Origin of the sequence: Aeromonas sp. 11P (assembly GCF_051920165.1) — a bacterium.
In the GTDB taxonomy this organism is placed as follows: domain Bacteria; phylum Pseudomonadota; class Gammaproteobacteria; order Enterobacterales; family Aeromonadaceae; genus Aeromonas; species Aeromonas veronii.
Genome location: NZ_JBQBDJ010000004.1, coordinates 265420 through 278315, shown reverse-complemented (window position 1 = coordinate 278315; position 12896 = coordinate 265420). Strand labels below are relative to the sequence as shown.

Here is a 12896-nt window from a genome sequence, read left to right as displayed (position 1 = left end):
TATACCAACAGTACCACGCGGCATGAACTCCTCTTGAATGCTTTTTTATAAAAAACTATTTCAACCAACGCAGTAAAACCATTTTTCTTGGTTCATCTAGACAATCTTCAATAATAGCTATTGACCAAAAAAGTTCATCCTTAGTTAGTTGCGATAAAAGCAGCCTTCTATATTTGAAGCCAAGATTAAATGCTAGTTCACTTCGCTCAACTAATTCAACAACTTGAAATATAGTTTCAAAATAACAATTAGCATCCCTCCAAAGATTGACGCTATTCTTGTTTCTATCGTCTTTATTAACAACACTAAGTATGCGGGTCAGCTCCTCACCATAAGCTTCAAAACCCGTAGCTTTAACGTCAGATTTTTTTTGTGACTGCACGGATATAAGTTTTAACGCTGAATAGAATGTACTGTCAAAACTAGTTAATGCTATATACTTCACCTGATTTTCCAAGGCATTAACCTGACTCAAGCTATCATTAGCACTTTGTTTAAAAGATAACCAGAGTATAAGAATACTAATAAAACTTAATATTGGGCCTAGCACCCCACCAAAGAATCCACCAAGCTCTGCCCACTCTGTTGATGTGCTCCAGAAGCCAAGTCCAAATACATAAATATAGGATATCACTGGAAGCAAAATCAGAACAAATATTACAACCACGAACATAATCTCGACATGCTTGTTCATTTTCCATACCATTCCAAAAATAAAAAATTGGTATAACAGCAATTAAATATTCAGCGTTACTGGCTCATTAATAGCGCCTTCCACCTAACTCCGCCCTGCCACTCGTCACCAAAACAAATTACTTTAAAATTAATTAATAACATTTCACACCTGCTCCAGGTGTATCACTTGATAAAACCACCGTCAAGAAACGTAAACAGAAAATGAAGCCTATCTCCTCTTTTATCGGCCTGCCGCGATGTTTACTCCGCCATCCGTACAATATAAAAAAGGCCTTATCACAAGGCCTTTTCAGAAATATTCAGATTCCGGCTGATAGCCCGCTTTTACGGCAATCACCCCGGCTCTGGTGACATGGGCAGCACCTGCCCATCGAGCGCATGATCACTATGGGATGGATAGTCCGGCACCGGCTCGCAGTAGGGAATGCGGCTTAGCACCGGCGCCTTGACCAGGGCGGCCAGCTGATCGGAGCGGCGCAGGCTGGCATCCGCCAGTTCGGCCACCAGTGCCAGACCGCAGCCCAGCCCCAGCCCGCCAACAATGCCCGCCAGCAAAAACAGCCAGAGCGGGTAGTTGCTCGGCTTGCTGGGGGCGAAGGGTTTGTCGATCACCTTGATCCGCTCCCCCTGCTCGAAGTTGCCCAGATCGCCAGTCACCTTGGCCTTCTCATAGCGCAGCAGCAAATCCTGATAGAGGGTGCGTTTGACCGCCAGATCCCGCTCCAGCTCGGCGAGTTGGCGTTCGGTATCCCCCTGGGAATCGACCACCTTGTCCAGCCCATCCAGCTGGTTCTTCAGGCCGGCGGCGTTTTGCTCCGCCTCCGTCAACTGCGTCTGGGCCAGCTGCCACTCGGGCCCGCGGGCCATATCCGGCTGGGATTTGAGCTGCTCAAACTCCTGCTGCAACTGGTCAATCTGATAGCGCAGACTCTGCACCTTGCTGTGCTCGTCGCTGTAGCGGGCTCGCAGCAACACCAGCTCGGTGCGCATCAGTTGCAGCTTCTCATCCAGTTGGCGGGCCAGCTGGCTCTCTTGCCCCAGTGATAGCTGATCTACCCGGGCCTTGGCCTGCTGCAAGGTGATCAGGCTCTCGGCATAACGCTCCTGCAAACCATAGAGACGGGCGACGTTGGTACTCTGCTGCTGGGGCAAGGCGCTGGCATGCTCCCGTTTAAAGTCGGCGAGCAGCTGCTCGGCCCCTTGCAGTTCGCTACGGCGGCTGTCGAGCTGGCTTTGCAGGAAACGTTCGGACGATTCCGCCGACTGGCGCCCCTTGCTGAGCAGATTGAAGAAAAAGCGCCGCGAAATGGCTTCGAGCAGCCCGGCGCTGTTGGCCGCCGAATCCGCTTTGACCTTTATCTCGATCACCTCATCGCCGATTAGCCGCAGCGAGACGGCACTCGAGAGCCAGTCCATGATGGCATCGCGCTGGGCTGGCGGGGTCTCGTCATTGACCAGACCGCGATCCCGCGCCACCCCGTCCAGCACATAACGGCTGCGCAGCAGGGCTTCGAGCACCGCAAAGCGATCCTTGAGACTCTCCTGGGTGATCAGATCCTTGAGGGTCGGGGTCTGGTTGGCATCTTGCGGCACCATAAAGGTGGTGCGGCTCTCATACTCCTTGGGGGTGAGCAGGCCGACCGTCACGCCCACCAGCGGCATCACCAGCACCGGGATCACCAGCAGATAGCGACGACGCCAGGCGGCAAAGAGAATGATGTAGAGGTTGTAATAGAACTGGACAGGCATGGCATCACTCCCTGAGAAAGGCCCTCCCCCCGCACGATGCAAAGGCAGTGCCACCAGAGGAGCTGATCGCCTCTGTGGGCAGATCGCAAGAGTGGTACAAGATTCGCATTCTCCCGCTATCCGGGGTGTTACCCCTTCCCTTGCCGGAGCGCGAACCATGTTGTCATCAACCCCGTCGCACAAACCCCATCCCCGCGGGAGCGCCAGCGCCCAGCCCGTCGTGCAACCTGTTGTTCAACCTGTTCTGCAACCTGTCGTACAAATCGTGCAGCACCTGCAGCCCGGCGGGCTGGAGACCATGGTGCTCAACCTCACGCAGGCGAGCCCGGCCGATCAGCCGGTGCATATCATCTCCCTCGAAGGGCGCAAAGGGGATGTGCTAAGGGCATGGCCCGCCCTGCATCCCTTCGCGGACCACATTCACTGTCTGGAAAAGCCCGCAGGCTGGTCGCTGGCAACCCTCTGGCGGCTCACCCGACTGCTGCGCCAACTCAAGCCCATCGCGGTACATACCCACCATCTGGGGCCCATGCTCTATGGCGGCCTCGCCAGTCGGCTGGCCCGGGTGCCCACCCTGATCCACACAGAGCACGATGCCTGGTATCTCGATGATCCCCATCAGCGCACGCTGGCCCTGTGGGGGCTGCGCGCCTTCAAACCCATTCTGGTGGCCGATGCCACGCCGGTGGCCAACCAGCTGCTGGCCAAGCTGGGCCAGCTGTCGCCAACCGTGATCCCCAACGGCATCGATGAGCAGCGTTTTGCCCCGGGCGCCGTAGCCCTCGCCCGTCAGCAGATGGGATTGCCGCAAGGGGTCAAATTGATTGGCTGCGCCGCCCGCCTTGAGTCGGTCAAGGGGCACACCTTGCTGCTGGAGGCGATCCGCTCCCTGCCGGACGAGGTGCATCTTGCGTTGGCTGGGGTCGGCAGTTTGCAAAATGCGTTGCAACAACAGTGTCAGCAGCTGGGGATCGCCCATCGGGTCCATTTTCTGGGGCTGGTCGAAAACATGCCGCGCTTCTATCAGGGGCTGGATCTCTTCTGCCTTCCCTCGCTGGCGGAAGGGATGCCGCTCTGCGTGCTGGAAGCGCAGGCCTGCGGGGTGCCGGTGGTGATGAGCGATGTGGGGGCGGCCAGAGAGATCGTCTGTCAGGCCAGCGGCCATATCCTGTCGGAGCGGGATCCTGGCCGCCTTGCCCAGCTTCTGGCACAAGGGTTGCTGCAGTGCCATAGCCTGCGTGCCGTCACCCGAGAGTTTGTGTGCCAGCAAAGCAGCTTGAGCCGGATGGCTCAGGCCTATCAGCAGCTTTACAGCCGCTGATCAAGCGACCCGATGACCAGAGGAGCATCCCATGGAATGGATCATGATCGTGTTCTGGCTGTGCGCTGTACTGGTGGTCTACCACCATGTCGGCTATCCCCTGCTGCTCAAATTCGGTGGTCGGCAGGCGCGCAAGATAGCCAATCCGCCCCGCCCACTGGATCGGGGATTCAAAACAGCCGCCGATGAGGCGCTGCCGACCATCACCCTGCTGATGCCGGTTTATAACGAGGCGGCGACCATCGCGGCCAAGCTGCAAAACCTCGCCAGCCTCGATTACCCCGCCGACAAGCTGTGGGTGCATGTGCATTTCGACGGTTGCAGCGACAACAGCTACCCCATTGCGCTAAGCCAGCTCGGTGATCCCGCCCTGCAGCAGTTGCAGATCAGGCTGTTTGATCACCCCCGCAATCGCGGCAAGGTCGCCGTGCTCAACGAGGCCATGACGCGGGTGCACAGCGATCTGGTGGCCCTCACCGATGTCTCGGCCCTGCTGCCCATCGACAGCCTGCTGCTGGCAGTCGCCCATTTTGCCGACCCCAAAGTAGGGGTGGTCGGGGAAGCATATCGGTTCTGGCAACCGGGCTCACAGGGCGAGGAGAGTTACTGGCACTATCAAAGCCAGATCAAGCTCTGCGAATCGGCCCTTGGCGGCATGCTGGGGGCCCACGGGGCCTTTTACATGATGCGCCGGGAGTGCCTCACCCCGCTGGCCGCCGATACCATCAACGACGATTTCATCCTGCCGATGCAGGCCATCGCCAAGGGGTATCGCGCCGTCTATGACAATCGCTGCGCCGCACTGGAGCTGGAAGTTTCCGATGCCGCGCTGGAGGCGACACGGCGCAAGCGGATCGGCGCTGGCAACACCCAGCAGCTGCTGCGGTTACTGCCCCTGCTGCACCCCAAATTCGGCTGGGTTGCCTTCAACTTTGCCAGTGGCAAGGGGCTGCGTGTGTTGATGCCGCTCTGCCTGACCCTGCTGTGGCTCTGCGCCATCCCGCTGGCCACCCAATCTCTGCTGTTTCAGCTGCTGCTGGGACTGCAACTGCTGGGGTATCTGCTGGTCATCCTGATCCAGCTGACCCCTGTGCACCCCTGGCCCAATCTGTTTCGCAAGATCCACTATCTGGTGCTCGGACACTGGTACAACGGCATGGGCACCCTGCGCTACTGCCTGCGCGCCCCCATTCGCTTCATGTCACAGGAGAAAGCCGTATGACACACCCCATTCCAAGATTGACCCTGGTGGTCAAACGCAGCATGGATCTGCTCGGTGCCACTCTTGGCCTGCTGCTGACGCTGCCACTGTGGCCGCTGATCATGCTGGCCATCCGGCTCGATAGCCCGGGTCCTGTGTTCTTTCGTCAGCTGCGGATCGGGCGCAGCCACGCCACCCATACCGAGCTCTTTTTCATGATCAAGTTTCGCACCATGCGCGCCGACGCCGAGGCGGCCACCGGGCCGGTCTGGTGTGGCAAGGGGGACAGCCGGATCACCCGCAGCGGCGACTTTCTGCGCAAAACCCGGCTTGATGAGCTGCCGCAGTTTATCAATGTGCTCAAGGGGGAAATGTCGCTGATAGGCCCCCGCCCGGAGCGACCCGGGATCGCCAACCGGCTGGAAGATGCGGTGCCGTACTTTATCGAACGCACCTATGAAGTGGCCCCCGGCATTACCGGTCTGGCACAGGTCAATCAGGGTTACGACGAGTCGCTGGATGATGTGCGCAGCAAGCTGGCGTTCGACCTGGCCTACTCGGTTGCCCTGCTCCACCCCTGGCGCTGGCTGGTGCAGGATGTGCATATCATCGGCAAGACGATTGCCATCATGGTTGGCAAGAAGGGGCGCTAATCCCGCCAATCTCAGCCACACCTCGAGACCATCAGGCCATTGCCATTGCAATGGCTTTTTTATGGCGCATCTTTGTGGCACGTCCGCGGTGATCATTGAGAAGTCAGCGATCTGATCGCCATCATCTGGACAATCCATCCGCAGGCAGTGAGGTCTGCTTGACCAACCGCAGAAACCCGAGCGTTGCGTGATCACAGAAGCAATCCGCCCCCTGCACCCCATAACACCGGCACATAAAAAAACGAGTGGCCAGCGGCCACTCGTTTTGACAGGTTTCTCCGTGATTCAGGCGCTGTAGACGGCCAGAATATCGGTCACTCTGTTGTTGACGCTGTACCCGCGGGCGATGGTGTTGCGCGCCGCCTGACTCATTTTGCTGCGCACCACCCCATCGCTGCGCAGCCAGTAGTTGACCAGCTCCGCCATATCCCGCACATGGCCGGGCTCTACCAGCCAGCCATTGGATTTGTGGTCGATCAGATTGACCAGGCCCCCCACCGCAAAGGTACAGACCGGTATGCCGTGAGCCATCGCCTCCAGAGCCACCAGCGGCAACCCTTCAAAGCGGGAGGTGATGCAGAGCAGGTCGATGTTGTGCCACTCATTGGCCATGTTCTTGAAACCATGAAGCTGGACGCGATCACCATACTGCTGCAACAAAGCGCTTTTCATGGGGCCATCCCCGTAGAGATGAAGCGCTCCGTCCGGGCAGAAGGCGGCCAGCTGGCAGAATGCCTCCGGCCCCTTTTCCGGCGAGAGGCGGCCGACAAAGGCGATCCGGTTGCCAGTTACCGATGCCGGCGTCACAGGCATGGGGACAAAGTTGCTGATCACCGTGCTTGGCACAGGCAATTTGCGAGCGATGGGCTCGCTTACTGCAATACACTTCGCAAAACGCGCTGTAGTGCGATCCAGCCAGCTGTAAAACTTCAGCAACCCCTCCCCGTCATCCCCACTGTGAAAAGTCGAGACCACCGATTTACCGGTGAACCAGGCTGTCAGCCGCCCCAGCACCCCGGCCTTGTAGCCGTGGGTATGGATCAGCACAGAAGCAGGCTGGCGGGCCAGACGGCGCATAAAATCGCGGCTGTTTTGGCACACCTCGTAGGGCAAGCCCTGTTGTTTGAGCAGGGTCGTAAAGGGGGTCATGCCGTGGTTGCTCACCAGCACTATGGTGGGGCGAAATCCTCTGGCCAGCAGATCGTTGGCGAGATGGATAATGTGAACTTCTATTCCACCGACCTGACGCGCATCGATGGCCAGCCATATCTGCTGCATGGGTAACATAAGGCCCTCCTCCCGTGGCTCCATGCCACCTGAAATGAGGCGCTGCATAGAGCGGGCCAGTCAGGCAAAGAGGGGCAGGATCAGGCGCCGGGACAGGCGACCAGCAGGAGGGTCATGTCATCGAGGGCGGCATCATTGATGCGTTCATCAAACCAGCGGGCGATGCGATGAGCCAGTTGCTCAAGACCGGGCCCCGAAGTCAGGCAGATCGCCTTGAGCTGCGCCTCCCAGCGCTGGCGCTCTTCTGCGTCATGGCTATCGAGCAGGCCGTCGGTCCAGAACAGCAGGATCTCGCCGGGCTTGAGCTGACGCTCATTGGTCACGAAGTGGGGATCCGGGCGCAAACCGGGCAAGGGGCCGGTCACGCCGACCTGACGGATGGTACCGGGCCCAACCAGCCAGGGCGCCGGGTGGCCCGCGCTGGCCCACTGCACCCGCCCCTCGTTGCCGAGTTCAATGCAGAGGGTGGTGAGCAGGGTAGCCCCAAGGAGCGGATCACTGTGAACCGCATTGGACAAGATGGTCAGCAAACGGGCGGGGGCACGCTCCAGATCGTGGGCGGTCAGCAAACCGCGCAGATAACCGGCATAGGCATGGGCGAAGAACTTGGCTTCCGCGTCGTGGCCCATCACATCCCCGAGCCACAGCACCCGATCCTTGACCAGCAGAAAATCCCCGCCCCCCACAGTAGCCGCGCGGGTTTGCAGCGCCAGCTGGTATCCCCCTATGGAGGTGGCGGGCAATAACGGGCGCAGCGCTGAGGTCATGCGCTGATCCAGCTGTTCGCCCCATTGCGACTTGAGCTGCTGCGAGCGTTGCAGCACCCGCGAAACCGCCAGCAACAGGTCCTGCTTGGTGATGGGCTTGACCAGAAAGTCATCGATCCCCAGCGCCCCCGCCCGACTCTGGGTCCACTGATCCTGATGACCGGTCAGGAAGATAAAGGGCACCCCCTTCATCTTGGGATCCTTCATCAACTGCTGGCGCAGCCCAAAGCCATCGATCCCCTCCATCTCGATATCGGAGAGCACCAGCGCGGGGGGCTGCTTCCCGAGCGCCAGCAGGGCGGCATGGGAGTCGGCATAACTTTCAACCCGGTAGTGCTCATGGAGATAGGCGGTGAGCAGGGCACGCATCACCTTGTCATCATCGATCACCGCGATCACCGGCAGTTGGTTGACTGGGCCCTGCTGGCGAAGGGTCACGCGATTGCGCTCACCGTCGCGAGAGAAGTGCACCTCGGCAAACAGCTGGTGCACCAGCGCCAGCCCGTATCCCCCCTCCTGCAGCTCATCGGGTAACGGCGCACTGGCAAGACCGGGTTGCGGGCCGCCATCATCCTCCAGTATCAGACTCAAGCCCGTTTCATCCTCTTTCAGCGTGAGCCAGAGCCGGGTCGCGGGAGGCGCTGTGTGTTTGACGCTATTGGTGGCCAGCTCACTGAAACAGAGCAGCCAGTTGGCTTGATCCTTTGGGGAGACCTGAAACAGGGAGAGTCCCTGCGCCAGCCGGTTGCGCAGTTCGCGCACCGCCTGCAGGGTTGCCGGAGCAGATCGCAACCAGTCATCCATATCGGGCCTCCATCAGCGGGCGATCAGATCCGGAAATTGAGCAAGGCACTGCGCCGACACCAGCGCTTGAGCCATTCGGTCACCCGATTGCTGGGCAGCCGGTTGAGCTCGCGCAGGATCTCGCTGGCCAGCCCCGGGTTGAGTTTGTCGTTATAGACAGCGCCAATCAGATTGGCCTCGGCACGAGTCAGTTTATCCACCGCACTTTGTACCACGGTCGTCGGGGTCACCCCCGCCAGTACCACCAGCAGCGCCCCTTCACAGGCCCCACACACCTGATCGGCCGGAATATTGCCCCGATTGAGAGCGGTGAGCGGCGAGGTATCGAAGATCACCACATCGTAATGTTCGAGCCAGCGAACCAGCAGCTGGCGCAAGGTATCCTTGTTGCGAAAAGCCATCAGATCCTTGCCCGGCGCCGGGAGCAGCGACAACGACCGACCAGTGGCCACAGGCTCGGGCACATCATTGGGCCCCCAGGCAACCGCCGTGGCGCGGCCGGGGTGATAGAGATTGAGATCCACCAGCAGGGTGCGCAGCCCATCCGCCTCCGAGCGCCTTGCCAGCGCATCGCAGATGGAGCTCACCCCCTCTCCCCCTTCTGACGAGGTGACCGCCAGCGAGCGGATCCCCCGGGCGACCGTCGCCGCATAGAGGGATTCGAGCTCCAGATATTGAATGGGGATGCTCATATCAAAGCGTCCCGACCAGGGCCACCACCGAGATCGTGGTCAGAATGTCGCGCATGCCATCCATGAAAATGGCCCAGTTGCTGCTCTTGCTGTCAGGGATAAATACGGTGTCCCCTGCGCGCAGCACCGGTAACTGGCTAAAGTCGGGCTCTTTGGCAAAGCCGTCGAGATCGAAGCTGCGGGCCTGATCCCCCTGACCACTGGTGGCCATGTTGATCACCACAATCTTCTTGATATAGGCGCTGCTAGTCGGGCCCCCCGCCTCGGCCAGCAGATCCAGCAGGGTCATGGAGGAGTCAAAGCGGTAGCGACCAGGGCGGGCTATCGCTCCCAGCACCCGAATGGTGTTCTCCTTGGGCTCGTCGAGCCAGGGGCGATTCTTCTCCGGCAGATAGATGGAGTCGCCGGGCAGCACCTTGGGCAGCAAGGTCTCATCGCCGGTTTCAAAGTAGAGGGCAAGGTCGAGCTTGCTGACCCGCGCAGTGCTGCCACTGCGATGGGCGATGCGCACATTGCGCAGATCCGCCGCCGCAGTCGGACCATCGGCGGCCGACAGGATGTCGATAAAGCCCATCTGCTCATTGAAGGCATAGCGACCGGGGGCCCCGACCTGACCGAAGATATAGATGGAACTGTCCGGTGACTGGCGCACCCACTGGGACTTGTTGTCACTGGGATCGGTGGGCAGCTCGGGGATCATGATGGTGAATCCGGCCCGGATCTTCGGCAGGCTGGCAAGCGCCCCCCCCTGATGGAGAAACTTGTCGAGATCAAACAGGGTCGGCGTGGCCTGCCCCCCTTCGGCGGTCAGGATCTGCACCTTGGCGATATCGGCCCGCTCGTTGGGCCCTCCGGCGTGGGCGATCAGATCCAGCAGCGACATTTCGTCAGACCATTCATAGCGGCCCGGGATCCGCACCGCCCCCATCACCATCACCGCCCGCCCGGGTGCCACTTTCAACCAGGACTTCTCGTTGATATCGGTCTTTTCCGGCACAAAGATGGCGTCACCGGGTTTGACTTGAGGCAGCGCCTTTTGCATCCCTTCGGTATAGGCCTGCAAGTCGATGGGTTCGATCGTGCCATCGGTACGCAGCAAACGGATCTGGCGACTCTCGGCATAGCGGGTCGGGCCGCCGGCATTGGCCAGAATATCGAGGAAGGAGTCCCCTTCCCGCCCCTCATAGGCGCCGGGTTTGAACACCTCGCCCATGATGTAGATGGTGCGTGCTCCCCGTTTTATCTGCTCTTCATCCTTGGGCACGAAAATGGTGGCGCCCGGCGCCAGATTGGGCAGCAGCTTGTTGTTGCCGGAGTCGAGATAGGCTTTGAGATCGAACAGCTCGGGGGCATCACCATTGATCACCCGGATCCGCTCCACCCCGGCAAAGCGGGTCACCCCACCGGCCCGCATCAGCAGATCCACGATGGAGTTGCCGCTCTTGAAACTGAAGGCGCCGGGGCTGTTGACCTCGCCAAATACCTTGATCGCCTTGCCGGTATCGCCATCCCCGCCTGCCGCCAGGGTTGCCGCATCAAAATCTATTTGCACGTTGCCGATCAGCGGAGAGGCGGGTACGAACACTACATCGAGGGATTGCAATGGCGGCAACACGCTGGCATCGCCGGTATCGAGATAACGCTTGTAGTCGAAGCTAGAGACCGTGCTGCCGCGCCGCACCTGCATGTTGTTGAGCTGGGCACCGGGCACCAGACCGCCAGCGGCATCGAGGGCCATCTGCACGTTGCCATCGGGCGCCAGATCATAACTGCCGGGTTTTTTGACATAGCCCATCACGCTGATCAGCAGCCGCTTCTCCAGCAAGGTGACGGTCAATTGAGAGAGGTTGTTGTAAACAGGTTTGAGGGCGGTGCGGATCAGCTCATCCGCCTGTTGCAGGGTCTTCCCCCCCACCACTAGGTTGCCGACTTCAGGCAGTGCAATCTCCCCCTGCTTGTTGATCTGGAAAGGCTGATCAAAAGCAGGCTCACCGGGTTGCACTATGGCCAACCGATCACCGGGAGCCAACAAGGTGGAGGCCAGTAACGGGCAGGTGAACAACAGCAAGAGAACACAGATCAATCCTTCGAGAGCGCCCCGTTTCATAGACATCCTTTTCGTCTGTTACGTCTGCCCCCATTGGCGTAAGGGGAGCCCTGACCAATCAGCACGACAGCCATCCGCTGTTGTCTGTTGCAGCCGCAAACGTACTTGTTGTAGTGATTGTGCCAACACGGTCTGACGCCAGGCTACATCCGACCAGAGCCGTCCGTGCATATCCCGTTCGATATCAATACGTTGAGATTGTAGTCGTTTCAACTCGGCAGGCATACACCCCTGCAGACTCGCTTGCTTTAATTCCGTCAGCTGCAAGTCGAGTTCCTTCTGACGCTCATCATAACGAGACCAGACCCGCCGTTCATCCTCATTGACCGGAATACGGGTGGGTCTTGCCTCTGCCATGCCGCCATACCCCTCCGGCGGCCACTGCACACAACCCGACAGCAGAATGGACGAGAGCAGGATACCAACCCGTTTCATGATGCTGCGGCCATCATGCCACGGGAACGCATATAGGCCTTGATGCTCTCATGGCAGGGGATCACCCGGTCGATATGCAGCATCTCCAGCAGGTCATGAGGTTGACCGGGTCCACAGACAAGGGCCATCTGATGCCCGTTCATAATCAATCTTTTATAGAGAAATACCAAGGCTCCGATCCCCGACGAATCGATAAAGTGAACATCGCTGATATCGGCCAGGATATCTCCCGGGTGGGTCGAGAGGGTTTCAAACAACGGGCGGAGCTCACTGACGGCCATCGCGTCAAACTCGTTTTCCAGTACCACTACCTGGATATCATTAAGGGTGTAAGTCATGCTTTCCATCGCTAGCTCCTTGTCGATTCTCAGACTATTTGCTGTCACGGCATTCAGCACGTTGCAAATGTTATGCCGGGCAGTCCCACGGCACTTGTTCTCCAAATGATACTCTTTGCGCCTTATTCGCCGACACCCACTCCTCGTTTTGATTGCCAAATTGCAATTAACCTCCCCCGCACGTTGCAAACTGCAATTCACCTGGGCCGAGATCGCCCGATAACAGGCTAAATGGCTGATAATTCAAGCCCATTAGACTGGGCCCGATTATTGCTTGCCTTTGTACACACTTCACAAGCCACCGTTGGCCCGGCCCCCATGCCGCCATTTTCCAGGAAGGAGAGATCATGAAAGCAGGCCTTTACATCGCACCACTGCTGGCAGCCCTTTGCGGCACCGCATACGCAGCCCCCTCCCCTGACAGCGCCGTGTTGAAGGTTGAAGGCGCCATCAGCAGCCCCACTCATCAGGCTCTGGCCCTGTGGGACAGCGCCATGCTGGATCAACTGCCGGTACACGAAATCAAAACCCATACCCCCTGGTATGACGAAGCCAAGACCTTTCGCGGCCCGCTGCTGCAAGATGTATTGGCCAAGGTCGGGGCAACCGGCAAACAGCTCACCATTACCGCGCTCAATGACTACTCGGTACAGGTGCCGACCAGCGATGCCGAGCAGTATCGGGTCATCCTCGCCCGCACGATCAATGGCAAGCCACTGTCGGTGCGTGACAAAGGGCCGCTGTTCCTTGTCTATCCGTTCGATCAATATCCCGAACTGCAAAACAAGCTCTATTACGGTCGGGCTATCTGGCAGATCAGCGCGATAAAAGTGGAGTAGATCCCAT

At 58.9% G+C, this 12896-nt stretch carries 12 protein-coding genes; 4 read left to right on the top strand and 8 right to left on the bottom strand.

The features are described from left to right. Positions 1–55 precede the first annotated feature (55 nt). Both ACTG1P_RS01555 and ACTG1P_RS01550 read right to left on the bottom strand, forming a co-directional pair. The gene (locus tag ACTG1P_RS01555; protein WP_440000283.1) at positions 56–694 is read right to left on the bottom strand and encodes a hypothetical protein; all 639 of its coding nucleotides are present in this window, start codon (positions 692–694) and stop codon (positions 56–58) included. Positions 695–1029: 335 nt separating this feature from the next. Further along, positions 1030–2445 carry a GumC family protein gene (locus tag ACTG1P_RS01550; RefSeq protein WP_440000282.1) on the bottom strand — a complete coding sequence of 472 codons (1416 nt, stop codon included), beginning with the start codon at positions 2443–2445 and terminating at the stop codon, positions 1030–1032. A gap of 157 nt (positions 2446–2602) precedes the next feature. On the opposite strand from ACTG1P_RS01550, the gene ACTG1P_RS01545 reads away from it, so the two are divergent. The 3 genes from ACTG1P_RS01545 to ACTG1P_RS01535 are packed head-to-tail and all read left to right on the top strand — an operon-like array spanning position 2603 to position 5620. After that, positions 2603–3766 (top strand): glycosyltransferase, encoded by a 1164-nt coding sequence (locus ACTG1P_RS01545; protein WP_440000281.1) that lies wholly within the window; start codon positions 2603–2605, stop codon positions 3764–3766. A gap of 31 nt (positions 3767–3797) precedes the next feature. Beyond that, positions 3798–4988 (top strand): glycosyltransferase family 2 protein, encoded by a 1191-nt coding sequence (locus ACTG1P_RS01540; RefSeq protein ID WP_440000280.1) that lies wholly within the window; start codon positions 3798–3800, stop codon positions 4986–4988. Then, a complete protein-coding gene (locus ACTG1P_RS01535; RefSeq protein WP_005333398.1) occupies positions 4985–5620 on the top strand; it encodes a sugar transferase in 636 nt (211 codons plus the stop codon). Before ACTG1P_RS01540 ends, ACTG1P_RS01535 begins: the two co-directional genes overlap by 4 nt. A gap of 285 nt (positions 5621–5905) precedes the next feature. On the opposite strand, the gene ACTG1P_RS01530 is transcribed toward ACTG1P_RS01535, so the two are convergent. The 6 genes from ACTG1P_RS01530 to ACTG1P_RS01505 form a co-directional block, all read right to left on the bottom strand. Then, positions 5906–6907: a glycosyltransferase family 4 protein gene (locus ACTG1P_RS01530; protein ID WP_440000279.1), complete on the bottom strand. Its 1002-nt coding sequence runs from the start codon at positions 6905–6907 to the stop codon at positions 5906–5908. 80 nt (positions 6908–6987) lie between these two features. Beyond that, a complete protein-coding gene (locus ACTG1P_RS01525) occupies positions 6988–8478 on the bottom strand; it encodes a SpoIIE family protein phosphatase (RefSeq protein ID WP_440000278.1) in 1491 nt (496 codons plus the stop codon). Positions 8479–8501: 23 nt separating this feature from the next. Continuing rightward, positions 8502–9170, bottom strand: coding sequence for a tyrosine-protein kinase family protein (locus ACTG1P_RS01520; protein ID WP_005360129.1), 669 nt, complete (start codon positions 9168–9170; stop codon positions 8502–8504). A 1-nt stretch (position 9171) separates the two neighbouring features. Beyond that, a complete protein-coding gene (locus tag ACTG1P_RS01515) occupies positions 9172–11277 on the bottom strand; it encodes an SLBB domain-containing protein (protein WP_005351417.1) in 2106 nt (701 codons plus the stop codon). Between the two features lie 18 nt (positions 11278–11295). Next, positions 11296–11712, bottom strand: coding sequence for a hypothetical protein (locus ACTG1P_RS01510; protein ID WP_323928295.1), 417 nt, complete (start codon positions 11710–11712; stop codon positions 11296–11298). Further along, positions 11709–12059, bottom strand: coding sequence for an STAS domain-containing protein (locus tag ACTG1P_RS01505; RefSeq protein ID WP_005333409.1), 351 nt, complete (start codon positions 12057–12059; stop codon positions 11709–11711). Before ACTG1P_RS01505 ends, ACTG1P_RS01510 begins: the two co-directional genes overlap by 4 nt. Before the next feature lie 338 nt (positions 12060–12397). Between ACTG1P_RS01505 and ACTG1P_RS01500 the strand changes: the two genes are divergently transcribed. After that, complete coding sequence (locus ACTG1P_RS01500; protein WP_005351410.1) at positions 12398–12889, top strand: molybdopterin-dependent oxidoreductase; 492 nt, start codon at positions 12398–12400, stop codon at positions 12887–12889. Positions 12890–12896 lie beyond the last annotated feature (7 nt).